We start from the raw sequence: 24,044 nt of genomic DNA, 5'->3' as shown, positions 1-24,044 counted from the left end.
TTGTGCGTCGTTGTTTTGCATGCGGTTGACATGATGGCCCGGCAGCTTTCAGCGCTGCTCTTCATGGCTCAGTCGTTATGATCCTCCGTCCAGCGCCGGACCGTCGGATGATGAAGCCCGAATTGATCCAGCGCACGCCCCACGGTCTGGTCGACCATTTCGGCGATTGATTTCGGCAGCGTGTAAAAGCTCGGCACCGGCGGCATGATGACGGCGCCGTTGCGTGTTGCCTGGTCCATCAGCGCGATATGGCCCGCATGCAACGGCGTTTCCCGCACCATCAGCACCAGCCGGCGGCGTTCCTTCAGGCAGACATCGGCGGCGCGCACGATCAGATCGTCCGCATAACAATGCGCGATCCCGCTCAGCGTCTTGATCGAGCATGGCGCAACCAGCATGCCGTCGCACCGGAAGGAACCGGAGGCAATCGAAGCGCCGATATCCCCGTGGCTGTAGACCCGGTCGGCGAGGCCACGGATTTCGTCTGCGGTCTTTCCCGTCCCTTCGGCCAGTGCCGTGCGGATCGCCGCGGGCGATATGACGAGATGCGTCTCGACATCGTCGAAGTCCCGCAGCATCTCCAGCGCACGCAGTCCGTAGATTGCACCGGAAGCCCCTGATATGCCGATGATCAATCGCCTCAAATCAGCATCTCCGGCTTGACGCGCAACAGCAGCTTGCGCATCCGTTCGTAGGAATCCGGCGGCGGAAGCGCCTTGTCGAACCCTTCCCTTCGATCGCCCGGCTTCATCGTGGCGTCGTAGCCGACCTTGGCGATCACGCCGCCGTCTTCCTGAGGCTCGGACCGGTCTGCCGGAAGGTCCGTGACGATGAGAATGTCGCGCTCCGCGCGCATGCGCGTCATCTTTGCCAATTCGACGGCATCGAGATCCCAAGGGTCGACATCGCTGTCGACGATCGTGATGTTCTTGACGATGCTGACCGCACCCCAGCAGATCGACATGATGCGGCGTGCCTGTCCCGGGCGGGGCGCATCGATCTGCACGACCACGTTGTTCCGTCCGCTGCCTGATGCGGTGACGGCAACCTCGCCGACATTGAGAACGGACCGCCGGATGACGGCCTTGAGGCTGGCGGCGATCGGCACCGCGCCGAGATAGAGGTGCTCCATGTGGTAACCGGGCTCGATCACCTGCAACATCGCGTCGGAGCGGCAAGTCATGCATTCAAATCTGACGCGCACCCCGGAACCGTAATCCTCGTACATGCCGTGATATTCTGAGACCAACCCTTCAAGGATCGGCTCGTCGATATGAATATGACCTTCGAGCACGATCTCCGCCTCTGCAGGCACGGCAAGATCGATCGACTTGCAGCGGACAAGCCGCACCGGCTCGCCGAGCAGCGATCCGGCGCAGTGCATTTCATCGTCACCAAGCCCCAGATAGAAGCAGGCGGCAAGCTGAATGGCTGGATGCGCGCCGAGGACGACGGCGAAGGGGAGCGGCTCGCCTTTGGCGCCCGCCTTGCGGGCCATGATGGCGAGATGATGGTTCGGTGCAATTCCGATCATCGCCTCGTTCGGACCAAGCACCTTGATGCGGGCATAGGACGCGTTGCCCAAGCCCGTTTCAGGGTCGCGCGCCACGATCAGACCCGCGGTAATGTAAGGACCGGTCTCCTTGGAAAAGAAGGTCGGGACTGGAAGCCGGGTCAGGATGTCGTCCTGGAAGAGCTGTTGCTGTACCGGCGCATCGTCCACGAAGACTGGCGGCACCGGAGAGGCGATCGAGGACAGCAGCTTTTCCTGGATATCGCTTTTCGCGACGTCAAGCGCCAGGGCGACACGATCGAGATCCGACAGGATGTTGCCGAAGATCGGCATGTCGTGACCTTTGATGCAGTCGAGCCGCACCGCCGCCTTTTCATCGACGATGGAAAGAATGGCCGATACGTCGTGGATCGGGTCGACCTCCTCCGAAATCACCAGCAGCTGACCGCGACGGTCGAGCTCCTGAAGAATGCCCCGACACGACTGATCGCTTTCGCTGCGTGGCATTGCAGCGCCGGCCGTCCCGGATGTCATGGCCGGGTTTTCAAGCGGATCAGGGTGATCATTCATCCGGCAATCCTGTAAAAGTCATTTCCGAGGGCTGTTTTGAGGCGGCAAGTATCAGCCGCAGGCCGGAGGCTGGGTAGCTCGAAAATCGTGAATTGGAGGATAGGAAAATCAGAATGCTCGGTGCATGAGCGCGATTCGATACGATATGTTTTTTAGATCACGCCTGTCGGCCGAAGACGGCAGCGAGTGACTGGATCATCGTCCGCTCGGCCTCGGACAGCGTCCTTTCGCCGGAGAAAATCACCGAGAGGTTTCCGGCGATGACGTCCTCCGTAATCGGCGCCGCGGTGAGGCGGCCGCTGTCGATATCCTGCTGGACCGAGGACACCGGCAGGACCGTACAGACCGGCAAACGGCGGACCATGGCGATGGCCAATGGCAGGGAACCGACGTCCATGACCGGCTCGACACACAGATGCCGCGCGCTGGCGGCTGCCATGAACGCCTGATGGATACTGAGATGCTTGATTCCGAGAACCAGCGGAAATCCGCAAACTTCCGCGAGTGGAATCTCCGTTCGACCGGCAAGGTCCAAGGCCGGATTGGCAACGACCGACAGACGCTCGCTCGGCCCGAGATGGATCCGGGCCATCTGCGTCTGGACGGCACCGACAATAGCCAGATTGAGCTCTCCCGCACGTACCTGGTCGTGAAGCGCAGCGTTGGAACCTTCTATGATTCTCAGCCGGTATTCGGGATGGCCAAGGCGGGTTGCCGTCAGCGCCTGCGCCACCTTGTCCGTCATGACGCTATCATGCCCCGAACTCGGCAGCATGCCGATCGAGATGGTCGCCTGTGTGTGGGCGGCAATATCCAGACTGGCCCGAAGGAGGCTATCGATGCGCTCTTCGATCTCCAGGGTGAAGGGAAGCAATGCCTTGCCGGCCTTCGTGCTCTCGGCACCGTTGCGCCGCCGTTCGAACAGGGGTTGCCCGACAACTGCCTCGATCTTCTGAATCTGCGTCGAAACGGAAGGTTGCGTGATATGCGCCGCGCGCGCCGCCGCCGAAATACCTCCGCTGAGATGCGCAAGGTTGAAGTAGTGCAATTGACGTGCCGTCAACTGCGGCCGGAAGACGATATTGGCCTCCGTTGCCTCCAGATTTTTCTTGAGGTTACAAAGCAGGGCGGACACGACCTCCTGGTCCGGCCTGTTTGCGCGCACGCCCAAGGTGCTCGACAACGGCGGATCGAGGGGCTCCAGATGCAGGCGCGCAAGTCCGAGCCGGTCGGCGACCATACTGCGGGGCATCAGGAATCGCATTTGCGGAAACTCGTTGAGCAGCCGATGAAGGTCTGCCGGCTCCTCATCCATCAGGATCATGCGGTCGCGGATGCCATGCTCGTCCGCATATCGGGTGACGGCATCGCGAAGCGCCTGACGCATTTTCAAAACGACAAATTTCTGATTGGGGGAGCGAAGATCAACCGCGGCCTCCGCCGTTCCGACGGAAAACCAGACCTCATCGTAGAAGGGCGTCATCGTAGGCAGGTTCGCGGATGGCACGCCAGTCACATAGCCGACTTCGATTTCCATCGAACCCGTGTTGCCCGGGATTTCCGCGGCCCCCTCTTCAACAAGGGATTTTCCTCGTGCGTCTGCAAACATCACGTCGATCAGCAGGTCGGGCCGCTCGCGTTCCATATCTTCGACGGTACGTCCGATCGCCTTCGAAAACCGGCCGATGGAGAAACTGAGATCGAGGCGAATATTGATGCGAAGATGGTCCGTGTCCCCGTTCCGCATCCGACGCACGAACCTTTCGCGATGAAGGATGGCCGTTGCCTGCTGAAACAGCCAGAAGGCTGCCGGTAAAGGACTGAGGTGACCGCTTTTCCGAATGAAGAGCTTGAGTTGAAGTTCATTTTCCAAAGTACGCAGACTTGATGTCAGCGCCGAAGGAGCAATCCCAAGCTCGCGCGCGGTCTCTGCCAGCGTCGGGCTCTGACAGGCCAGCACGAAATGGGCCAGTTGCTGGATTTCGATGCGCGGCGGATTTGTAATCACTGCGGGTCTGTATCGGATTTGCACAAGGGGCTTACCCGACTATGGCATACAAAGCGTTGTACCGCACGAATATCAGCGCCGGCCCGTTGCTTCCCCTTCGCCCCAAAGACATCAGCCTGCGATCAAGACTGCCTCATACACCATTGTCGCGGCGGCAAGATCGGCCAACGCCGTTCCGACTGCCTTGTAGAGAGTGATCTCATCGTTGGACGTCCGCGCTGGAACATCCCGGCGGCACAGCTCGTCGAGTGTCGCACGCACCGCATCTGCGGAAATGACGCGGGCCCCGATCGGCTGAACCAGATCGCCTGCTTCGTGAAGGGCTTCGTGCGTATCGATATAGACCGAGGAGCGCCGAAGCGCCTCGTCATCGGCCTCGCGCATCGCCGGGGTGAAGCCGCCGATCAGATCGACATGGGTGCCCGGCCGCAGCCATTCGCCGCGGATAAGCGGTGCTGTCGCCAGCGTCGCTGCGCTGACGATATCGGCTTGCCGCACTGCTGCTTCCAGATCCGTGACGGCAGCGACCTGGAGCCCTTGTTGCCGGAGGCTCTGCGCCAGCCGTTCGGCGCTGGCGGGATCGATATCCCAGATATCGACATGCGCGATCGGCCGGACGGCGCGGTAGGCATCGGGTATGAGGCTCGCGACGCGGCCTGCGCCGATCACCAGCAGGCGGCGGGCGTCTTTTCGAGCAAGATAGTCCGCGGCAAGGGCCGATGCCGCTACCGTACGGCGCGCTGTGATCGTGTTTCCGTCAAGGAGCGCAAGCTGCATCCCGGTCCGGCCATCATAGAGCATGTAAGTCGAGGTCAAACCGGGAATGCCGCGCACCGTGTTGCCGGGAAAGACGGTGACGATCTTGATGCCAAGGTAGCGCTCCGGCCGGTGCGTTTCATGCCAGGCCGGCATCAGAAGCAGCGTCGCATCCGGCTCACCGCTATTGGCTATCGTGTGGTGATGCCGTACCGGCACGACACAGCCTTCGGCAAATGCTTGCCGCAGGGTCGCGACCAGTGGGCCGAAAGGGAGAAGCTCGCCCGTTGTCCGGGCATCGAGAATACGGATTTGTGTGTCGGTCATTGAAGCGATCTCCCGGTAAATTCTGACTGCTGGATAAAGCGAATTCTGTGTGATTGAACGAGAGCCGCGTCGCCGCTGCGTGGCGCACCAGCTTTTTAACCGGCATCGGCCCTTTGGACACTTCGTTGCGATCGGAATACGGAGCATTGAGCACCGCTCAGCCAAACGCCGCCTTCTTCTCCAGAAATCTGGCGTATTGCGTCAGCGGATAGCACAGGGCGAAGAAGATCACTGCGACGAGACCGTAGACCTTGAAAGGTTCGAAGGTCGCGTTGTTGATGGCGTTTGCGGTTTTCAGCAGTTCGTCGAAGCCGAGGATCGAGGCCAGTGCGGTGCTCTTGATCAACTGGACCAAGAACCCGACGGTCGGCGCGCGCGTGATCCGGAAAGCCTGCGGCAGGATGATAAGGCGAAGTTCGAGGAGACGATGCAAGCCCAGGCTGGCTGCGGCGTCCCATTGCCCGCGCGGCACCGCCTCGACGCCGCTCCGCCAGATTTCGGCAAGATAAGCGCTGGCGTAGAACGTCAGGCCGCAGACGGCGGCGGTCCATGACTCGATCCGGAAATCGAGCATCGGCAGGCCGAAAAACATCAAAAAGAGCTGCATCAGGAGCGGCGTTCCCTGAAACAGGGCAATGTAGCCGGACGCGAAGCTGCGCGGCCAGCGTGTTTTCGATATCCGCGCAGACAGGATGGCCAGGCCAACGATGGCGCCGCCGGCAAAGGCTGCGAGCGAAAGCATGAGGGTCCAGCGTGTCGCGAAGACAAGATTGCGCAGAATGTCCCAGAAGGTGAACTCAATCATGTCAGACCGGCTCCCAGAAAACGGCGTTTCCCGGCGACAAGCAGCCGGCGAAGTGCGGCGGACATCGAAAGATAGATCAACGTCGCCACCAGATAGGTCTCGAAGGAGCGGAAGGTGCGCGATTGAAGCAGATCGGCCTCCTGCGCCAGCTCGCGGACGGATATTTGCGAAACCACCGCCGATTCCAGCATCATGATGATGATCTGGCTCGTCAGCGCCGGAAAAATGATGGCGATCGCCTGCGGCAGGATGATCTTGAAGAACACCAGCCGAGGCCTGAGGCCGAGTGCCTGCGCAGCCTCTTTCTGGCCTCTCGGTATGGCATCGAGCCCGGCCCCGACCACCTCGATCGTGTAGGCGGCCATGTTGAGGGTCATGGCAAGGACGGCGGCAGTGATCGGATCGAGGCGAATGCCGAGGCTAGGCAAGCCAAAGAAGATGAAGAACAGCTGCACCAGAAATGGCGTGTTGCGCATGATTTCCACATACAGGCCGACGACCTTGCGCAACCATGGATAAGGTCCCCGGCGCGCAGCCGCGCCGAGAATGCTGAGAACGATCCCGAGGACCGATGTGGAGACCGTCAGTGCAAGCGTCGTGCATGCGCCATAAGCCAGAGCTCCCATTCCGTCCCAAAGCCAATTGAAATCGAGGCTGTATCTCATCGCTTGTCCTTTGGAGCCGGATGATCCGGGCCGGGTCGGCCCGAAATCCCGATCCGCCTCTCAACCAAAGAATTGGAGCATGATGCCACCGCAATCGCTTGCAGTTTTCGGCATCACGCTCTGGTGAGTGGGAGGCCGCCCTCGTCAGTCCTTCAGGTTTTCAGGGTTGAGCGGCGCTTTCAGCCAGCTCTTCGAGCTTGCGTCGAGCGAACCATCGGAGATCATTGCGGCGACGCTGTCATTGACGACTTTCTTCAGGCCTTCCTCGCCCTTGCGGAGCGCGATGTGTGAGGGGGAGCTGAGGAGCTGGAATTTCTGCTCCGGCTTCAGTTCGTCCTGTCGTGCCAGAACCTGCGCACCGACATCGTTGCCGACGACCATCAGCTGGGTCTGGCCGGATATGAAGGCCTGGATGACCGAATTATAGTTCTCGAAACGCTGGATCGCAGCCGAGCCGGGGGCGACGGCCGTCAGCGACGTGTCTTCGAGCGTCCCACGATTGACGGCAACGGTCTTGTCGGCGAGGTCTTCCTTGCCGCTCACCTTCAGCGCAGCCGGACCGATGACGGCGATATAGTAGGGGGCGTACGGGGCGGCAAAATCGATAACCTCGGCACGCTCCTTCGAATAGCCGACGCTCATCAGCAGGTCGACGCGGTCGTCGTTCAGGTAGGCGATCCTGTTCTGGCCGGTAACGCTGACGAGATTGAGTTTCACGCCGAGCCCGTCGGCGATCTTCTGGGCGACGTCGACGTCATAGCCCTTGATGCTCATATCGGCGCTTGCCGAAGAGAAGGGCGGGAAATCGGAGAAGATGCCGATGTTGATTTCGCCTGCGGCCTTGATATCGGCAAGTTCGTCGGCCTGCGCGGCCCCTGCCAGGATGCCGAAAACGGCAATTGCCGCGGTGGCGGTGTAACGCAACTTCATAAGAGCAGTCATGTCGTTCCCCTTTTTGAGACGTGTTGTGCGACAGGTGATGGATGGCAGCGGGCACGAGGCACGCTGCCATTGTGGAGCTGGTTCTCAGGTCAGCTTTGTCCTGACCGCGGGACTGAACATCGCGAGGCACAGGAGTTCGAACAGGACCTGCGCGGCGATCTGCGCGGTGTTGGTGGTGTTGTCGTATTGCGGCGCGATTTCCACGACGTCGCCGCCGATGAGGTTGATGCCTTTGAAGCCGCGCAGCAGGGTCAGGGCCTCCCTCGGCTGAAGCCCGCCGACTTCCGGCGTGCCGGTTCCCGGAGCGAAGGCCGGATCGAGGCTGTCGACGTCGAAACTGAGATAGGTCGGACCGGCGCCGACAACCTCTAGAGCCTTTGCGATCACAGCCTTGAGGCCCATCTCCGCCACCTCTTCGGCGTGGATGACGGTCATGCCGGAGACAAAGGAGAACTCCCAGAGATATTCGCCGCCGCCGCGGATGCCGATCTGGATCGTACGCTTCGGATCGAGCACGCCCGCCAGAACCGCCTCGCGGAAGGGCGCGCCGTGATGGAACTTCGAGCCCTCATAGGGACCAGCGGTGTCGCAATGAGCGTCGATGTGGATCATGCCGACCGGCTGGCCGGCCGCCAGGCCCTTGAGGATGGCGCCGGAGATCGAATGGTCGCCGCCGACCGACAGCGGGATAACCCCGGTTGCCGCGATCATCCGGTAGCAGGCCTCGATGTCGGCATGGCACTCGGCGAGGCCGAACCGGCTGCGCATCGGCACGTCGCCGACATCGGCGACCTTTAGCCCTCCCATCGGCGCGACACGCAGAACATGCTCGTAGGGACCGATACGCTCGATCGCCCGGACGGCCCGCGGCCCCAGCCGCGCGCCGGCGCGATTGGTGACGCCGAGGTCCATCGGCACGCCGATCAGAGCCACGTCAAGCGCCTCAAGCACCTCGGGCCGCAAGCCGTTCTCGATGAAACGGGCATCCAGAAAGGTCGCAGGATCGGCGAAGGGCCATTTGCGGCTGTCGCCGTCCTTGAATACGCTCGCCGCCACGGCGCGGAAGTGCGGATCTTCCATCTCCCCGCCTGCAGCGCTGCCGAAGCGCTTTCTCAAGTCTTCCAGAAAATCCCGGTCAATGGTCAAGGCAGGCTCCCACGGTATTGATGCTGCCATCATCATCAGCGCCGCCCACTTCTCTTGGAACCGCGAAAATTCGAGAGGGGATATAACGATTCTTGATAGCTCAGATCCGCCGAGGCTCAGCGATGCGGGTAGCTCGTTCATCGGGATGTTCAGAAAACTTTATAACCCGGCGAGAATTTTCCCACTACCGCGGCTGGCAACCTCCAAGCAGTCTCCGATGCGAACGGCCCGGCAGAGGGCCGACAGCAAAGGGAACCTACCATGTTGCACGATATGACACGCCGCCGCTTCCTCGGATCCGCCGCCGCCGCGGGGATTGCCAGCACGATGACCGGGTTTGCAAGATCCGCCGCAGCCGGTAGCGGCAATCTCACCGCCGTCGAATGGGGCGGCGATGTCGTCGAAGCGATGAAGCAGATTGCCGCCGACCAGAATGCGGCGACATTCAACTGGGTTCTTCACCAGGGCGGCGCGGGCGCCATCCTGCCGAAGATCAAGGCCGTCTGGCCGAATGTCGACTACGACTATGTCGCCGGCTGGGAAGGCTCGTTCAACAGCATGGTGAAGGAGGATTGGCTCGAGACCATCAATCCTGCAGATGTTCCCAACCTTGCGAATATTCCCGAGAAAATCATCATTCGTGACGGCAAGGGCAATATCAAAGCCGTCCCGCGCGCAGTTGGCGGCATGTATTTCGGTGCGCGAACCGACACGGCTCCGATCACCGTGAAGACCATCGATGATCTGCTGAGCCCCGATCTCAAGGGCGCGATCTGCTGGCCAGGCCCGACACAGAGCATGATGCTCCAGATCGTCGCGCTCGCCCTTCACGCCGGCGGCAGTGAAACGAATATGGAGCCCGGGTGGAAGCTCATGACGGAATTGGCGAAATCCGGCAATATCGGCCGCGTTGCCGTCACCGATATCGATTTCACCAATTCGCTGACGTCGGGCGAGACCTCCGTCGGCTTCTTCGCCGAGCCCGGCTGGGCGGCGGTGGCCAAAAACTTCCCGGTTACGCGTTTCACCAAGGACAGCAACTTCAAGGCCTTCCTCTACCAGAGCGGTTTCGGCGTCCTGAAGAATAGGCCAAGCACCAAGGCAACGCTCGATTTCGTCAACTTCGCGATCAGCCCGGACATGAACTCGCTCTACGCCAAGGTGGCTGGCGAAGCGCCGTTGAACAGCAAGGCGGTCACACCCGACAATCTCAAGCATCTGTCCTTCACGTCGGACGAGTTTTCGAGCTTCGTCTATGTGCCGGACTACAATGTCGTTCTCGAACAGCAGGATGCCTGGTCCAAGCGCTGGGAGCAGGATATCGCCCCGTTGCTCTAAGACACCTCGCGGCAGGTTGTCGTAGGCGCGGGCTTCGACAACCTCCCTTTCTCATGGCCCGCAAGGGCGAGGAAAAGGCTGTTCCATCATGACTAAGGTAAGGCGGCAACCCGTCGCCATTTCAATTCCGGATCGCCGAGATGCTGCCCTGACGCTCGGGCCAGCCCTGCTGGTGTTCGCATTCGGTTTTCTGTCACCGCTCATCAATCTGGCAATCGAAAGCTTGAAGGAGTTTACGCCGGGGCGTGTCGGCTCCGTGGAAAATGCCGCGGCAACGGTTCAAAACTATTACGAGCTTGCAAACCAGGCGTTTGCAAGCGTCCTGCTGACGACCTTCTGGATTGGAGGAGTTGCCGCGATCATCGGCCAGCTTGTGGCATTCCCGCTGGCCTATTTCATCGTGCGGCGGATTTCGCCGCGGATGCGCACGCTCACCCTCGGCTTCTTGATTACGCTTGTTCTTTCCAGCGTCCTGATCAAGACGTATGCGATCGAACTGACCTTCGGGTCGGTCGGCATCTTCCGACCCTTCCTCTTGACGCTGGGCCTTTCGCCCAACAGCCGCGAATATATTAATATCGTCGTTATTGCGGGTCTGGTTCACTCGATCATACCGGTCGCAACGCTAACGCTGATTGGCGCGATGCAATCGATCGATCCGCGTCTGCTCGATGCGGCCCAGTCGCTCGGCGCGCCGGGATGGAAAGCCCATCTGTCGATCACGCTTCCCCTGAGCTTCCCGGCTCTGATCTCAAGCACGCTCGTGTCGCTGACTTTTGCGATCAGCGCCTTCGTCATTCCCATGGTGCTCGGGAGGGGCCGGGTGCTTTTCATGTCGAATGTCATCTACACCCGGTTCAGCGATATCGCCAACTACCCGAGCGGTGCGGCGATCTCGCTCGTCATGCTTGCCGCGGCCTTGGCGGTCGTCGCTGTCATAACGTTTGCGCAGGCGCGGAGGGTTTCCCGATGAGCATGCAGTCTCTTGCCGCGAGAACCGGAGACCGGATCGCCGGTTCCCTTGCCTACGGTGTCATCGGCCTTGGATTGGCGTTCCTCGCCATCCCGTTGGTGATAACATGCGTCATGGCTTTCGACGCCAGGACCTACCTCGGCCCGATGCCGCCACCTGCCTTGTCGCTTCACTGGTTCGAACGGCTCGTCTCCCAGGCGGATATCCTTACCAGCCTGCGCACCGGCCTCATCTTGGCGGTACTCACGACGGTTCTGTCCGTCACGATTGGAACTGCGGCGGCTGTGGGTCTTGCCCGGGGCAATTTTCCAGGAAAGGCAGCGCTGACTTCGGCCTTTCTCTCGCCGCTCATCGTCCCGCCGGTTGTCATTGGATTCGGCCTGCTGCTTTTCCTTTCCAAGGCCGGCATCACAAATGGTATGGCGCGCCTGCTGCTCGGCCACGTGATCGTGACGTTGCCCTATTGCATAAGGACCAGTCTCGCCAGCCTTCTCGGCAGCGACCAACGATTGACGGAAGCCGCAATGGTTCTCGGCGCCACCGAGCGCCAGGCCTTCTGGACCATAACCCTGCCGCTCATGCGGACGGGCGTCGTCACCGGCGCGATCTTCGCCTTCGCAATTTCGATGGATGACGTATCGATCAGTCTGTTTCTGAGCGATCCGTCCGCAACGACCTTGCCTGTTACGCTGGTCAGCAACATGCGCGCGGCTTTCGATCTGACGATCGCTGCGGCGGCCGTGGTCCTGATTGCCGTCACTGCGTTGCTGATCGTCGTGCTGGACCGTGTCGTCGGCTTTGACACTGTCGTGGGCCAAGGTTTGTTTCGTTCATGAGGACAATACGATGATTTCTGCCGTGGAATTTCAAGGGGTCAGCAAGCGCTTCGGCGAAACTGTCGCCCTCGGTGATATCTCCTTCTCTGTGAACCCAGGTGAAACAATCGCACTGCTTGGACCGAGCGGCTGCGGCAAGACCACCATTCTTCGGCTCATTGCCGGATTCGAGCGGCCCGACAAAGGCTCGATCCTGATCGACGGCGAGCCGATGGCCGGATTGAAACCCTATGAGCGCAATGTCGGGCTGCTGTTCCAGCACTACGCTCTTTTCCCGCATATGACAGTCGAACAGAACATCGGTTACGGACTTCGCCATCGCAACCATCCGCCGGGGCAAATACCGCGCCGCATTGCCGAGATGCTTGAGCTCGTCCGGCTCGTCGGTTTCGGACAGCGGCGGCCGCACCAGTTGAGCGGCGGACAGCAGCAGCGTGTTGCGCTTGCGCGGGCGCTCGCCACCCATCCGAGCCTCGTTCTTCTGGATGAACCTCTGTCGGCCCTCGACGCCAAGCTTCGGCATGAGCTGCGCACCGAATTGAAGGATGTGCTCGCCGCGGTCGGCTCGACCGCAATCGTGGTAACCCACGACCAGGAGGAGGCGATGAGCCTGGGAGAGCGTATCTTCGTGATGAACCGCGGGGCAATCATGCAATCCGGCAAGCCGGATGATGTGTATTGGCGTCCAGACTCACGTTTCGTCGCGGATTTCATGGGTCGGACGAATTGGATTCATGGCTCGATTTCGGCCGCGGGCGGAACGGCCCGCAAATTTCGCTCCGAATCCGGCTGGGAGTTTCCGGTCGCGTCCACGGCAAATCTTTCAGGTGCCGCCGAGATTTGCGTGAGGCCGGAAAGCGTCGAGATATCGTCCGGCGCTCCGGCTGCCGGAGCCATGACCGGACGCGTTGCCGACGTCGTGACACTCGGTGCCTTCAGGCATGTCGTTCTGGACCTCGTCAGTGGCGACCGGATAATCTCGGCTTGCCCTAACCGTCCAGACATAGCCTTCGCTCGGGGGCAGGAGATCAGCGTTTCCATTCCGCCCGAGGCATGCGTCCTCTTCGCGCGATAAGCTGGCATTGATGGGGCGCAGCTTGTGCTGCGCCCGGGGGCTAAGGGTCACCAGTTGCCGGAAGAACATGGTTCGTCCAATATCCGCTTATAGGCGGAGAGGCCCTCGGCTATCGAGCGCCACAAAGTATGGAATGCGGCTTCTGATGCTTGATCTTGATTCCTATCTGCTTCGTGCATTTCTGACCGTCGCGGAGATCGGCACCGTCAATGGAGCAGCCGTCAAGCTGAACAGAACGCAGGCCGCCGTGAGCATGCAGATCCGCAAGCTGGAGGAGCTTGTCGGCGTTACGCTGTTTTCGCGTTCGTCAAAGGGCCTCGAGCTGACGAGCCATGGGCAGATCATGCTGGCTTATGCCCGCGAAATGGTCGCCCTCAGCGACGAGGTCGGGAAAAGGCTGACAGGCAAGATGATCGAGGACCGCATTCGCCTCGGCGTCGTCGAGGACTTCGCAGCTGGCCACCTGATCGACATTCTTAGTGCCTTCAGAGCCCAGAACCCGAAGGTCGAGATCGACATCATTGTCGAGCCGAATCGCCGCCTCGCCAGCCTGTTTGAAGACAGGAAGCTGGATCTCGTGGTTTGCGACATCACCTGCCTCTCGCGAAAACCGACCCTGATCTGGACCGAATATTTGATGTGGACGGTGAGATCCGACTTTGTGGCGGATACGGAAAAACCGCTTCCGATCATCATGTTCGAGGAGGAGTGTCCCTGGACGCTTCCGACGATTGCGGCTCTGTCCCAGCGAAACATCAAGTGGAAGACGGCGTGCGTCGCATCGACGCTGGTGGCCATGGCGACCGCGGTTCGCGTCGGTATCGGTATCGCGCCAATGATGCTCACGACGAAACCGGAGGGCTGCCGGACGCTTGACCGATCGGCGGATCTGCCCGGTCCGGTGCGCATCGAGATCGGTCTGTATGCTCAATCCGAGTCGGCCGAAGGCGCGCGCTATCTTGTGGACTTCATTTCGCGGCATACCGCCATATTGTCCAGCTAGAGCCTTTCCTGGTCAGATTGCAGCATTCTGCCGGAGCAGGTTTTCGTCAGGGCAGAGGCGATTGGCGACGGGCATACCTCTTGGTACGTCCGAGCCGATCGCCTTTGGCCTGGCGGAAAGATGCCCGGCCCTTCGGGTTGGCTGAAACGGGCCGGCTGATCGACCGGCCGGCTTGGCCGTAGAGCCGGGCTACGACACGCGCCGGCCGGTCGACCATCCGACTCCGTTTGAGCCAACAGAATGCTTCAATCTGACCAGGAAAGGCTCTAGGAGCGTTCAGCTTCCATTATATCGGCTCAAATTAATTCGCTCTACCGAAGTGGCGGGCGAAGCCCCACAGTGATCGGATGAAGGGTCGACGACCCAATATCAAGCATTGGAAGTCTGCGAATACGATGATGGGGCAAGCCAAAGTTGACGAAACTCTCCTCGCAGATGCCGCCTATCTGCCCGGCCAGGTCGCAAACCTGACGAGGGGAGCGAGCGTGACGGCGCAGACCAACGAAATACTGGAACGCATCAATGACATGCTGCTGCGCGAAGGTACCGACAAGTCAGAGATCATTCTCGCCAACATCTGGCTCAGGGACCTTGCCTCATTCGAGGAAATGAACAGAGCCTGGGATGCTTGGATGCCGGATAGCGGAACGCCACGGCGGGCGACGTTTGAGGACAAGAATCTCCCGCCGATGTGCGCCATCCGTATCGACGTAGCCGCGTCGCGAAAGAGTGGGGCCGGGCAAATTTGAGCCGCCTGCATTCGTCATCCTGCTCTAAAGCGCGTCCCGACCTTTCAGATTCGCTCCTCGCGCTTTAGGTCTTTGTTTTAGGCGTGTCGTTGTCGCAAAACCGCGGCATACTCTTGCGCGACAGGCTCTAAGGCCGGATGACGCAGACATTGGCCTCATAGGAGCAGGGATCGTCCCGCACTGCGATATCGATGACCTTTGCTTTCGGGGCCAGCAGCTCCGGCCGTGCTGTAGGATAGCCATAGCCGTTGCCGCCGACATAGGTCCCGCCATCGACCTGATAGACATAGGAAGAGCCGGCATAAGTGCCGCCGCCGTCACCACCCTGCGTTTGGGGCAGGACGACGATGAGATTGTTGCGGGCTATGCGATTTGTCGCCGGCGATGAAAACTGTTTCAGGAACGGCATCCGTTCTTTGCGGTTCCGATATCGATAGGCATTGTCGAAACGGATGCCGCGATCGCGCCAGATGGCACGTTCGCCGAGGAGTAATCCGCCGTGGAAAGCGTGACGATGGCCGGGAAAGCGATGATCGTTGCGGCGGTCGCCGGCTTCGGCGGGAAGTGCAGCAAGCACGGACAGGGCAAGCAGGGCGACTGCGGACAGACTGCGAAACATGGGTGGCCGGCCTCCGGAATTCCGATCCCTAACAAATCGTTAACGCCAGATTGCGCCAAAAGCCGGAGCTTGTCCATTCAGGTCGGACAACCGGCACAAAATTTGAGCGGAAGAGACCAGTTTTGTTAGCCTGCAAACTTCCCGGTAACGCGAATCGATTAAATTAAAAGCAGACAGCGATTGTGCTTGTCGTCGGCGTTCCCGGTGATTAAACGTCGCAATTGATGCAACGCACACAGAGAATTTTGTCATTCGTGTGGTTGACTGAGCATGCTCCGAAATCCGGGAGCGCAGAGAAGCCGCCGCGAGGTTCTGATGGCGAACGTGACAAATAACCGGCCCCTATCGCCGCATCTGCAAATCTACAAGCCTATTCCCACTATGGTCATGTCCATCGTCCACCGCATTACCGGTGGCGCGCTCTACGTCGGCACGCTGCTCGTCGCCTGGTGGCTGATCGCGGCGGCAAGCGGCCAGGGCTCCTATGACTGGGCCAACTGGGTGCTCGGCAGCCTTCTCGGCAAGCTCGTGCTTCTCGGCTATACTTGGGCGCTGCTGCACCACATGCTCGGCGGCTTCCGCCACTTCATGTGGGATCTCGGTTATGGCTTCGGGAAAGAGTTCTCGACCAAGCTCGCCATCGCCAACATCATCGGGTCGCTCTGTCTGACCGTGCTGGTCTGGGTGATCGGCTTCCTCATTCGCTTCTGAAGGTCCTCTCATGGATATGCGCACCCCCCTCGGCAAGGTTCGCGGGCTCGGCTCCGCCAAGGACGGAACGGATCATTTCTGGCGCCAGCGGCTGACGGCCGTCGCCAATGTTCCGCTGATCCTCTTCTTCGTCTTCTTCATGCTCGCCTATGCCGGCGCGCCCTATGCGGATGTGGTTCGCGCGCTATCGAACCCCTTCGTCGCCGTGGTCATGGGGCTGATGGTAATCTCCGGTGTCATCCACATGAAGCTCGGCATGCAGGTCATCATCGAGGATTACGTGCACGGCGAATTCGGCAAGATCGTTCTCCTGATGCTGAACACGTTCTTTGCGATCCTGATCGCCGGCCTCTGTCTCTTCGCCATTCTGAAAATCGCATTCGTAGGATAAGCTGATATGGCACCGACTTCACCCGCCCAGAACGGCAAAGCCTACAAGTATGTCGATCACTCCTACGACGTGATCGTCGTCGGCGCCGGCGGCGCCGGGCTGCGCGCCACGCTCGGCATGGCCGAGCAGGGTTTCCGCACGGCCTGCATCACCAAGGTATTCCCGACCCGCTCCCACACGGTCGCGGCCCAGGGCGGTATCGCCGCTTCGCTGCGCAACATGACGCCGGATAGCTGGCAGTGGCACCTCTACGACACCGTCAAGGGCTCCGACTGGCTCGGCGACGTCGACGCCATGCAGTATCTCACCATGGAAGCGCCGAAGGCGGTCTATGAGCTCGAGCACTACGGCGTGCCGTTCTCGCGCAACGAGGAAGGCAAGATCTATCAGCGCCCGTTCGGCGGCCACATGCAGAATTACGGCGAAGGCCCGCCGGTACAACGCACCTGCGCCGTTGCCGACCGTACCGGCCACGCCATCCTGCATACGCTCTACGGCCAGTCGCTGCGCAACAATGCCGAGTTCTTCATCGAGTATTTCGCGCTCGACCTGATCATGTCGGAAGACGGCAGCCGCTGCACCGGCGTCATCGCCTGGTGCCTCGATGACGGTACGATCCATCGCTTCGCCGCCAAGATGGTGGTGCTGGCGACCGGCGGCTACGGCCGCGCCTATTTCTCGGCAACGTCGGCCCATACCTGCACCGGCGACGGCGGCGGCATGGTGGCGCGTGCCGGCCTGCCGCTGCAGGACATGGAATTCGTTCAGTTCCACCCGACCGGCATCTATGGTTCGGGCTGTCTGATCACCGAAGGCGCGCGCGGCGAAGGCGGTTATCTCGTCAACTCCGAGGGCGAGCGCTTCATGGAGCGTTACGCGCCTTCGGCCAAGGACCTTGCCTCGCGCGACGTCGTTTCGCGCTGCATGACACTGGAAATCCGCGAAGGCCGCGGTGTCGGCAAGGCGAAGGACCACATCTTCCTGCATCTCGATCATCTCGATCCAGCCGTTCTTCATGAACGCCTGCCGGGGATTTCCGAGAGCGCCAAAATCTTCGCCGGTGTCGACGTTACACGCGAACCGATCCCGGTTCTGCCGACCGTTCACTACAATATGGGCGGCATTCCCACGAATTATTGGGGCGAAGTGCTGAACGCCGACGGTGCCAATCCGGAACGGATCATCCCCGGCCTGATGGCTGTGGGCGAGGCCGGCTGTGCCTCGGTGCACGGCGCCAACCGTCTCGGCTCCAACTCGCTGATCGACCTCGTGGTCTTCGGCCGCGCCGCTGCGATCCGCGCCGGCGAGGTGATCGACCGCGCAGCGCCGATCCCGCATCTCAACGTCGCCGCCTGCGACAAGATCATGGACCGCTTCGACGGTCTGCGTCACGCCAGCGGCGGCACACCGACGGCGGAACTGCGCGAGAAGATGCAGCGCGCCATGCAGGAAGACGCCGCGGTGTTCCGCACGCAGGAATCGCTGGAGTCGGGCTGCCAGCGCATCTCGGCAATCTGGGGCGAGATGAAGGACATCAAGGTCACCGACCGCTCGATGATCTGGAACTCGGATCTGGTCGAGACGCTGGAGCTGCAGAACCTGATGGCCAACGCCATCACGACGATCTACGGAGCCGAGGCCCGCAAGGAGAGCCGCGGTTCGCATGCCCGCGAAGATTATACCGAGGGTGCATTCGCCGGCCGCGACGACGTCAACTGGCGAAAACACACGCTCGCCTGGGTGAACGAGGCAGGCGATGTGAAACTCGACTATCGTCCTGTTCACACCGAGCTCATTGCCGAAGGCATCGATCCGCACAAGATCGAGCCGAAGGCTCGCGTGTACTGATCTCAAGAGGAACCGGACATGGTTGAACTCGCTCTCCCCAAGAATTCTCAGATGCGCGAAGGCAAGGTCTGGCCGAAGCCGGCGGGTGCCAAAAACACCCGCGAGTTCCGCGTCTACCGCTGGAGCCCGGACGACGGTCAGAACCCGTCTATCGACACCTTCTATATCGATGTCGACGATTGCGGGCCGATGGTGCTCGACGGTCTGCTCTACATCAAGAACAAGATCGACCCGACGCTGACGCTGCGCCGTTCCTGTCGCGAGGGCATCTGCGGCTCCTGCGCGATGAATATCGACGGCACGAACACGCTTGCCTGCACCAAGGGCCTCGACGATATCAAGGGCGCGGTGAAGATCTATCCGCTGCCGCATCTGCCCGTCGTCAAGGATTTGGTACCCGACCTCACCAACTTCTATGCCCAGCATCGTTCGATCGAGCCATGGCTGAAGACGGTGTCGCCGGCGCCGGCCAAGGAGTGGAAGCAGAGCCATGAGGACCGGCAGAAGCTCGACGGCCTCTATGAATGCATCCTCTGCGCCTGCTGCTCGACCTCCTGTCCGAGCTATTGGTGGAATGGCGACCGCTATCTCGGTCCGGCCGTTCTGCTGCAGGCCTATCGCTGGCTGATCGATTCCAGAGATGAGGCGACCGGCGAGCGTCTCGACAATCTCGAGGATCCGTTCCGCCTCTATCGCTGCCACACGATCATGAACTGTGCGCAAACCTGCCCCAAGGGCCTCAACCCGGCCAAGGCGATCGCCGAAATCAAGAAGATGATGGTCGAGCGCCGGGTTTGATCAACCTCGGTACCGATGGCGGAATAGACGGCTTCGATTCCGAAGCCGTCACCGAGATTCGGTCGCGGTGCACGAACAGGGCATCCGCATCGATCCCGGTGCAATCCTTCTGCAAGATGCGGTGAGACACTATTCCAGGACATTGCGCGAGTTCGACAGGGATCCTGACTGAGATGAACGCGCTCAACACCTTGCTGACAAATTCTATGTGCAGGAAGTTTTGCAGCAGGACAGTTGAACTGTATCGTTTTTCGGTTAGTTGTTGTCACGGGCAATTTATGCAGCACGACTTGATTAACCAAATCGAATTACGATAATCGGACTTGTCTCACGCCCGTTTCTCTACGGCGACAGCCGAATTCAGGAGTATGATGATGCAGTTGCGATATGCGATGACAGGTCTGGTGGTGGTTCTGTCGCTAGCCGGTTGTCAGCGTACGGCATATGATTACAGCTCCAACGCCAGTGCCGGCCCGGCGCCGTTGACGGCGCAGCCGGTGCCCTCGGTGCAGGGCGGGCAGCTTCCGCCGCCGACCGGCGGCTCACAGTTTCCGGCCGCGCCGACGACGACGGCGCCGATGCCGGGCGCTGAGCCTGGTGCAATGGCCGCGAATGCGCTCGATATCACCAAGGAATCGATGGTCGGGAGCTGGCGCGTCAACGGTAGCTGCGACATGTTCCTAACGCTCACCAATCTCGGCAGCGGTTCGCGCGGCGGAACGCGTGGCTGTGTCGGCGAGCTGACGGCGATGGGCTCCTGGGAGGTCGCCGGCAAGCAGGTGCTGCTCAAGGACCGCTCGGGCAACCAGCTCGGCAGCGTCTACAAGACGGCCGACAACCGCTTCCAGGGACAGACGAGCACAGGCCAGTCGATCAGTCTCAGCCGGTAAATGTTCCGGCGGGTTCTCCGCCGTTGACTGACAGGCGGATATGCCCTCATGCAACCAATGCCGGATTATGCGCTCAGCGTCTGCGAACAGCTTAAAGCGCTGACCGCATCGGGCGCCCTTCAGGCCGATTCTGCCCAATTGGACGTGGCAAAGAGCCTCGACCGGGTGCTCGCCGGTCTGAAGCAGCGGCGGCCGGCGGCAAAGTCGAGCGCGCTCGGCTGGCTGTTTGCCGCCAAGAAGAAATCGGCCGACGGCATCAAGGGGCTTTATATCCACGGCAGCGTCGGGCGCGGCAAGACCATGCTGATGGACATGTTCTTCGCGATGGCGCCGTGCAGGAAGAAACGGCGGGCGCATTTCCACGAATTCATGGCGGATGTGCACAACCGCATCGCCGCGCACCGGCTGAAGCTCAAGAACGGTGAGACGAGGCAGGCCGATCCGATGCCGCCGGTCGCCGCAGCGCTTTACGACGAGGCAGAACTGCTTTGCTTCGACGAGTTCACGGTCACCGACATCGCCGATGCGATGATCTTGTCGCGGCTGTTCTCCGAGCTTTTCGCGCGCGGATGCGTGCTGGTCGCGACCTCGAACGTCGAGCCCGACAATCTCTACGCGGATGGTCTCAATCGCGGCCTCTTCCTGCCCTTCGTTGCCTTGCTCAAGCAGTATGTCGATGTCGTTACCCTGGATTCGTCGACCGACTACCGGATGGAGAAGCTGAGCAGCCAGCCGGTCTACCTGGTGCCGATCAACGAGCATAACGACATGGCGATGGATGCGTCCTGGACCCAGGCGCTGCATGGGCGCAAGGCGCAGCCGCTGGATATTCCGATGAAGGGGCGCCACATCCATGTGCCGCTCGCCGTCGACCGCATGGCGCGTTTCTCTTTCGCCGATCTTTGCGACAAACCGCTCGGGGCGGTCGACTTCCTGGCCATCGCCGAGCGCTACGATACGGTCTTCGTCGATCACATTCCCTTGCTCGGGCCGGAAAAGCGGAACCAGATCAAGCGGTTCATCATTATGGTCGATACGTTTTACGATCATGCTGTGCGGCTTTACATTTCCGCGGCGGCGATGCCGGAGGAACTGCTGCTACAACGTCGGGGCACCGAGGGCTTCGAATTTGACCGCACGGCTTCGCGCCTGTTCGAGATGCGCAGTGCGGAATATCTTGCGCTGCACCATCAGAAACGCGCCGCAGAGTAACAATCTGGTGACAGAATGTATTACGTTTACGTAAGAATTTTTGGATCTAAACGATTGAAAACGCTGCATCAAAAATAATGCATTGCCATTTTTAGGCTTTGGGTCTATGCGATTGCGTCATTGGGCGGTGCCTTGCGCGTCCGTTCGACGAATTTGATCGCAAAGGAAACAGCGAAATGGCGCGTAACAAGATCGCACTCATTGGTTCTGGCATGATTGGTGGCACGCTGGCGCACCTCGCCGGCCTGAAGGAACTGGGCGACATCGTTCTCTTCGACATCGCGGACGGCATTCCCCAGGGCAAAGGTCTCGATATCTCCCAGTCGTCGCCGGTCGAAGGCTTCGACGTCAATCTGACGGGTGCCAGCGACTATTCCGCGATCGAAGGCGCTGACGTCTGCATCGTCACGGCAGGCGTCGCCCGCAAGCCCGGCATGAGCCGCGATGACCTTCTCGGCATCAACCTCAAGGTCATGGAGCAGGTCGGCGCCGGCATCAAGAAATATGCCCCGAACGCCTTCGTGATCTGCATCACCAACCCGCTCGACGCCATGGTCTGGGCGCTGCAGAAGTTTTCCGGTCTTCCGGCCAACAAGGTCGTCGGCATGGCTGGCGTTCTCGACTCCTCGCGCTTCCGTCTTTTCCTCGCCAAGGAATTCAACGTGTCCGTCCAGGATGTCACGGCCTTCGTTCTCGGCGGCCACGGCGACACGATGGTGCCGCTCGCCCGCTACTCGACGGTCGGCGGCATTCCGCTCACCGATCTCGTCACCATGGGCTGGGTCACCAAGGAGCGCCTCGAAGAGATCATCCAGCGCACCCGTGACGGCGGTGCCGAAATCGTCGGCCTGCTGAAGACCGGCTCGGCCTATTACGCGCCGGCCGCCTCGGCAATCGAGATGGCCGAATCCTACCTCAAGGACAAGAAGCGTGTTCTGCCTTGTGCTGCCCACCTCTCCGGCCAGTACGGCGTCAAGGACATGTATGTCGGCGTTCCTACCGTCATCGGCGCCGGCGGCGTCGAGCGCATCATCGAGATTGATCTCAACAAGACCGAGAAGGAAGCCTTCGACAAGTCCGTCGGCGCAGTCGCCGGTCTCTGCGAAGCCTGCATCAACATCGCGCCTGCCCTGAAGTGATTGGCGCTGAAGTAATCGAAATAGGGATAGACCCATGAACATTCATGAATATCAGGCCAAAGCTCTGCTGAAGGGCTATGGCGCCCCGGTTGCCGAGGGTGTGGCTATTCTCAAGGTTGAAGAAGCCGAAGCTGCCGCCAAGTCGCTTCCCGGTCCGCTTTACGTGGTCAAGAGCCAGATCCATGCCGGCGGCCGCGGCAAGGGCAAGTTCAAGGAACTCGGTCCTGACGCCAAGGGTGGCGTTCGCCTCGCCAAGTCGATCGACGAAGTAGTCGCCCACGCCAAGGAAATGCTCGGCAACACGCTGGTGACCGCCCAGACGGGCGACGCCGGGAAGCAGGTCAACCGTCTGTATATCGAAGACGGCGCCGACATTGCTCGCGAACTCTATTGCTCGATCCTTGTCGACCGCTCGGTCGGTCGCGTGGCCTTCGTCGTATCGACCGAAGGCGGCATGGACATCGAGGCCGTCGCCCACGACACGCCCGAGAAGATCCACACGATCGCCATCGATCCGGAAGCCGGCGTGACGGCTGCCGACGTTGTTGCGATCTCTAAGGCACTTCAGCTCGATGGTGCTGCCGCCGAAGACGCCAAGACGCTTTTCCCGACGCTCTACAAGGCCTTCGGCGAAAAGGACATGGCTCTGCTGGAGGTCAATCCGCTGATCGTCATGAAGGATGGCCATCTGCGCGTCCTCGATGCCAAGATGTCTTTCGATGGCAATGCGCTTTTCCGTCACGACGACGTCAAGACGTTGCGCGACGAGACCGAAGAAGACGCCAAGGAAATCGAGGCCTCGAAGTGGGACCTCGCCTATGTCGCGCTCGACGGCAATATCGGCTGCATGGTCAACGGCGCAGGCCTCGCCATGGCGACGATGGACATCATCAAGCTCTACGGCAAGGAGCCGGCCAACTTCTGCGACGTCGGCGGCGGCGCCGGCAAGGAGAAGGTTGCTGCGGCTTTCAAGATCATCACCGCAGACCCCAAGGTCGAAGGCATTCTCGTCAACATCTTCGGCGGCATCATGAAGTGCGATGTCATTGCCGAGGGCGTCATTGCCGCGGTCAAGGAAGTCGGCCTCAAGGTTCCGCTCGTCGTGCGCCTTGAAGGCACCAATGTCGAGCTCGGCAAGAAGATCCTGAACGAGTCTGGTCTGGCGATCACGGCGGCTGACGACTTGGACGATGCGGCCAAGAAGATCGTTGCGGCGATCAACGGCTGAGAACGATCATGGCCTTCCAGTCCACGCCCTCCGCTGCTCATTTCCGCCTCCACGCCTTCGCCGGCGTGTGGGAAGGGGACGAGCGTGTCGCGGCGTCGGCGTGGACGAGTGAAGGCAAGGCCAGTGCGGAGTTTTCCGGCGAGGCGTTGTTCGGCGGGTTCTTCCTCGAGCAGCGCTATCGCCAGACGCGCGATGGTGCTGTTTCGTTCGAGGCGCGAAATGTTTTCGGCTTCGATGCTTCGGACAAGGCCTACAAACTCTACCAGTTCGACACCGCAGGTTTTGCGCCGCCCGTGCCGGCGTCCGGCGAGTGGAACGGCAATGAGCTTGTGCTGATGAAGACTTCGCCGCGCGGCAGCCAGCGCACCATATTCACATTTGAAAATGAAGACTGCTACCGGATGGGCGTCAGCTTTTCGCCTGCAGGCAGCGATACTTGGCAGGAGGTCGTCAGCGGCGTCTATCGTCGTGCGTCCCCCACGTCTTCCAACCTCTCCTAAAC

General features: G+C 60.7%; 24 protein-coding genes. 15 read left to right on the top strand and 9 right to left on the bottom strand.

The features are described from left to right. Positions 1–68 precede the first annotated feature (68 nt). From AC25BC_RS20240 to speB, 8 genes are all read right to left on the bottom strand, one after another. Positions 69–644, bottom strand: a complete 576-nt coding sequence (locus tag AC25BC_RS20240; protein ID WP_012759297.1) for a UbiX family flavin prenyltransferase — start codon at positions 642–644, stop codon at positions 69–71. Continuing rightward, positions 641–2,083: a UbiD family decarboxylase gene (locus tag AC25BC_RS20235; protein WP_012759296.1), complete on the bottom strand. Its 1,443-nt coding sequence runs from the start codon at positions 2,081–2,083 to the stop codon at positions 641–643. Before AC25BC_RS20235 ends, AC25BC_RS20240 begins: the two co-directional genes overlap by 4 nt. Before the next feature lie 157 nt (positions 2,084–2,240). Continuing rightward, the gene (locus tag AC25BC_RS20230; RefSeq protein WP_012759295.1) at positions 2,241–4,091 is read right to left on the bottom strand and encodes a LysR family transcriptional regulator; all 1,851 of its coding nucleotides are present in this window, start codon (positions 4,089–4,091) and stop codon (positions 2,241–2,243) included. 111 nt (positions 4,092–4,202) lie between these two features. Beyond that, complete coding sequence (gene lhpI / locus AC25BC_RS20225) at positions 4,203–5,174, bottom strand: bifunctional Delta(1)-pyrroline-2-carboxylate/Delta(1)-piperideine-2-carboxylate reductase (protein WP_012759294.1); 972 nt, start codon at positions 5,172–5,174, stop codon at positions 4,203–4,205. Positions 5,175–5,331: 157 nt separating this feature from the next. Continuing rightward, on the bottom strand, positions 5,332–5,979 hold the full coding sequence (locus AC25BC_RS20220; protein WP_128438303.1) for an amino acid ABC transporter permease: 648 nt from the start codon (positions 5,977–5,979) through the stop codon (positions 5,332–5,334). Beyond that, entirely contained in the window at positions 5,976–6,644 is a 669-nt protein-coding gene (locus AC25BC_RS20215; RefSeq protein ID WP_012759292.1) for an amino acid ABC transporter permease, read from the bottom strand. The genes AC25BC_RS20220 and AC25BC_RS20215 overlap by 4 nt, the downstream gene beginning before the upstream one ends. 144 nt (positions 6,645–6,788) lie before the next feature. Beyond that, positions 6,789–7,586 (bottom strand): transporter substrate-binding domain-containing protein, encoded by a 798-nt coding sequence (locus AC25BC_RS20210; protein WP_012759291.1) that lies wholly within the window; start codon positions 7,584–7,586, stop codon positions 6,789–6,791. A gap of 84 nt (positions 7,587–7,670) precedes the next feature. Beyond that, complete coding sequence (speB, locus tag AC25BC_RS20205; RefSeq protein ID WP_041935586.1) at positions 7,671–8,732, bottom strand: agmatinase; 1,062 nt, start codon at positions 8,730–8,732, stop codon at positions 7,671–7,673. 261 nt (positions 8,733–8,993) lie between these two features. Here speB and AC25BC_RS20200 point away from each other — a divergent pair, with 261 nt between their 5' ends. The 6 genes from AC25BC_RS20200 to AC25BC_RS20175 all read left to right on the top strand — a co-directional run bounded on the left by AC25BC_RS20200 (position 8,994) and on the right by AC25BC_RS20175 (position 14,706). Then, entirely contained in the window at positions 8,994–10,070 is a 1,077-nt protein-coding gene (locus AC25BC_RS20200) for an extracellular solute-binding protein (RefSeq protein WP_012759289.1), read from the top strand. 88 nt (positions 10,071–10,158) lie between these two features. Further along, on the top strand, positions 10,159–11,043 hold the full coding sequence (locus AC25BC_RS20195; RefSeq protein ID WP_027689403.1) for an ABC transporter permease: 885 nt from the start codon (positions 10,159–10,161) through the stop codon (positions 11,041–11,043). Then, positions 11,040–11,879 carry an ABC transporter permease gene (locus AC25BC_RS20190; protein ID WP_128438302.1) on the top strand — a complete coding sequence of 280 codons (840 nt, stop codon included), beginning with the start codon at positions 11,040–11,042 and terminating at the stop codon, positions 11,877–11,879. The genes AC25BC_RS20195 and AC25BC_RS20190 overlap by 4 nt, the downstream gene beginning before the upstream one ends. Positions 11,880–11,889: 10 nt before the next feature. Beyond that, the gene (locus AC25BC_RS20185; RefSeq protein ID WP_012759286.1) at positions 11,890–12,954 is read left to right on the top strand and encodes an ABC transporter ATP-binding protein; all 1,065 of its coding nucleotides are present in this window, start codon (positions 11,890–11,892) and stop codon (positions 12,952–12,954) included. Between the two features lie 133 nt (positions 12,955–13,087). After that, entirely contained in the window at positions 13,088–13,957 is an 870-nt protein-coding gene (locus AC25BC_RS20180; RefSeq protein ID WP_017995383.1) for a LysR substrate-binding domain-containing protein, read from the top strand. A 395-nt stretch (positions 13,958–14,352) separates the two neighbouring features. Continuing rightward, on the top strand, positions 14,353–14,706 hold the full coding sequence (locus tag AC25BC_RS20175; RefSeq protein WP_012759284.1) for a RidA family protein: 354 nt from the start codon (positions 14,353–14,355) through the stop codon (positions 14,704–14,706). A 127-nt stretch (positions 14,707–14,833) separates the two neighbouring features. Here the strand turns inward: AC25BC_RS20175 and AC25BC_RS20170 are convergent, their stop codons facing one another. Beyond that, positions 14,834–15,325 carry a hypothetical protein gene (locus tag AC25BC_RS20170; RefSeq protein WP_012759283.1) on the bottom strand — a complete coding sequence of 164 codons (492 nt, stop codon included), beginning with the start codon at positions 15,323–15,325 and terminating at the stop codon, positions 14,834–14,836. Between the two features lie 315 nt (positions 15,326–15,640). Between AC25BC_RS20170 and sdhC the strand changes: the two genes are divergently transcribed. The 9 genes from sdhC to AC25BC_RS20125 all read left to right on the top strand — a co-directional run bounded on the left by sdhC (position 15,641) and on the right by AC25BC_RS20125 (position 24,042). Beyond that, positions 15,641–16,036, top strand: coding sequence for a succinate dehydrogenase, cytochrome b556 subunit (sdhC, locus tag AC25BC_RS20165; protein ID WP_012559217.1), 396 nt, complete (start codon positions 15,641–15,643; stop codon positions 16,034–16,036). 10 nt (positions 16,037–16,046) lie between these two features. After that, a complete protein-coding gene (sdhD, locus tag AC25BC_RS20160) occupies positions 16,047–16,427 on the top strand; it encodes a succinate dehydrogenase, hydrophobic membrane anchor protein (RefSeq protein WP_012759282.1) in 381 nt (126 codons plus the stop codon). Between the two features lie 6 nt (positions 16,428–16,433). Beyond that, positions 16,434–18,275 (top strand): succinate dehydrogenase flavoprotein subunit, encoded by a 1,842-nt coding sequence (gene sdhA / locus AC25BC_RS20155; protein WP_012759281.1) that lies wholly within the window; start codon positions 16,434–16,436, stop codon positions 18,273–18,275. Positions 18,276–18,293: 18 nt separating this feature from the next. Next, positions 18,294–19,073 (top strand): succinate dehydrogenase iron-sulfur subunit, encoded by a 780-nt coding sequence (locus AC25BC_RS20150; RefSeq protein WP_003567268.1) that lies wholly within the window; start codon positions 18,294–18,296, stop codon positions 19,071–19,073. A 374-nt stretch (positions 19,074–19,447) separates the two neighbouring features. Beyond that, a complete protein-coding gene (locus tag AC25BC_RS20145) occupies positions 19,448–19,963 on the top strand; it encodes a protease inhibitor Inh/omp19 family protein (RefSeq protein ID WP_011653815.1) in 516 nt (171 codons plus the stop codon). A gap of 48 nt (positions 19,964–20,011) precedes the next feature. Further along, positions 20,012–21,175, top strand: a complete 1,164-nt coding sequence (zapE, locus tag AC25BC_RS20140; protein ID WP_017995379.1) for a cell division protein ZapE — start codon at positions 20,012–20,014, stop codon at positions 21,173–21,175. 176 nt (positions 21,176–21,351) lie between these two features. Next, positions 21,352–22,314 (top strand): malate dehydrogenase, encoded by a 963-nt coding sequence (mdh, locus tag AC25BC_RS20135; protein ID WP_003543522.1) that lies wholly within the window; start codon positions 21,352–21,354, stop codon positions 22,312–22,314. Positions 22,315–22,348: 34 nt separating this feature from the next. Further along, positions 22,349–23,542 (top strand): ADP-forming succinate--CoA ligase subunit beta, encoded by a 1,194-nt coding sequence (gene sucC, locus AC25BC_RS20130; RefSeq protein WP_012759279.1) that lies wholly within the window; start codon positions 22,349–22,351, stop codon positions 23,540–23,542. Positions 23,543–23,550: 8 nt separating this feature from the next. Further along, positions 23,551–24,042, top strand: a complete 492-nt coding sequence (locus AC25BC_RS20125; RefSeq protein ID WP_012759278.1) for a DUF1579 family protein — start codon at positions 23,551–23,553, stop codon at positions 24,040–24,042. Positions 24,043–24,044 lie beyond the last annotated feature (2 nt).

The sequence above is a fragment of the Rhizobium sp. WSM409 genome, assembly GCF_057653825.1.
The sequence above is the reverse complement of the archived record's forward strand: the minus strand, read 5'-3'. Positions and strand labels throughout refer to the sequence as shown.

What these genes read in the sequence shown, in the direction of transcription:
- zapE (WP_017995379.1), top strand. Translation starts at nt 20,012, where the DNA reads ATGCAACCAATGCCGGATTATGCGCTCAGCGTCTGCGAACAGCTTAAA.
- AC25BC_RS20125 (WP_012759278.1), top strand. Translation starts at nt 23,551, where the DNA reads ATGGCCTTCCAGTCCACGCCCTCCGCTGCTCATTTCCGCCTCCACGCC.
- AC25BC_RS20235 (WP_012759296.1), bottom strand. Translation starts at nt 2,083, where the DNA reads ATGAATGATCACCCTGATCCGCTTGAAAACCCGGCCATGACATCCGGG.
- AC25BC_RS20185 (WP_012759286.1), top strand. Translation starts at nt 11,890, where the DNA reads ATGATTTCTGCCGTGGAATTTCAAGGGGTCAGCAAGCGCTTCGGCGAA.
- sdhA (WP_012759281.1), top strand. Translation starts at nt 16,434, where the DNA reads ATGGCACCGACTTCACCCGCCCAGAACGGCAAAGCCTACAAGTATGTC.
- AC25BC_RS20195 (WP_027689403.1), top strand. Translation starts at nt 10,159, where the DNA reads ATGACTAAGGTAAGGCGGCAACCCGTCGCCATTTCAATTCCGGATCGC.
- lhpI (WP_012759294.1), bottom strand. Translation starts at nt 5,174, where the DNA reads ATGACCGACACACAAATCCGTATTCTCGATGCCCGGACAACGGGCGAG.
- sdhD (WP_012759282.1), top strand. Translation starts at nt 16,047, where the DNA reads ATGGATATGCGCACCCCCCTCGGCAAGGTTCGCGGGCTCGGCTCCGCC.
- sucC (WP_012759279.1), top strand. Translation starts at nt 22,349, where the DNA reads ATGAACATTCATGAATATCAGGCCAAAGCTCTGCTGAAGGGCTATGGC.
- AC25BC_RS20180 (WP_017995383.1), top strand. Translation starts at nt 13,088, where the DNA reads ATGCGGCTTCTGATGCTTGATCTTGATTCCTATCTGCTTCGTGCATTT.
- AC25BC_RS20145 (WP_011653815.1), top strand. Translation starts at nt 19,448, where the DNA reads ATGCAGTTGCGATATGCGATGACAGGTCTGGTGGTGGTTCTGTCGCTA.
- AC25BC_RS20150 (WP_003567268.1), top strand. Translation starts at nt 18,294, where the DNA reads ATGGTTGAACTCGCTCTCCCCAAGAATTCTCAGATGCGCGAAGGCAAG.
- mdh (WP_003543522.1), top strand. Translation starts at nt 21,352, where the DNA reads ATGGCGCGTAACAAGATCGCACTCATTGGTTCTGGCATGATTGGTGGC.
- AC25BC_RS20220 (WP_128438303.1), bottom strand. Translation starts at nt 5,979, where the DNA reads ATGATTGAGTTCACCTTCTGGGACATTCTGCGCAATCTTGTCTTCGCG.
- AC25BC_RS20210 (WP_012759291.1), bottom strand. Translation starts at nt 7,586, where the DNA reads ATGACTGCTCTTATGAAGTTGCGTTACACCGCCACCGCGGCAATTGCC.
- AC25BC_RS20170 (WP_012759283.1), bottom strand. Translation starts at nt 15,325, where the DNA reads ATGTTTCGCAGTCTGTCCGCAGTCGCCCTGCTTGCCCTGTCCGTGCTT.
- AC25BC_RS20175 (WP_012759284.1), top strand. Translation starts at nt 14,353, where the DNA reads ATGATGGGGCAAGCCAAAGTTGACGAAACTCTCCTCGCAGATGCCGCC.
- AC25BC_RS20200 (WP_012759289.1), top strand. Translation starts at nt 8,994, where the DNA reads ATGTTGCACGATATGACACGCCGCCGCTTCCTCGGATCCGCCGCCGCC.
- AC25BC_RS20190 (WP_128438302.1), top strand. Translation starts at nt 11,040, where the DNA reads ATGAGCATGCAGTCTCTTGCCGCGAGAACCGGAGACCGGATCGCCGGT.
- sdhC (WP_012559217.1), top strand. Translation starts at nt 15,641, where the DNA reads ATGGCGAACGTGACAAATAACCGGCCCCTATCGCCGCATCTGCAAATC.
- AC25BC_RS20215 (WP_012759292.1), bottom strand. Translation starts at nt 6,644, where the DNA reads ATGAGATACAGCCTCGATTTCAATTGGCTTTGGGACGGAATGGGAGCT.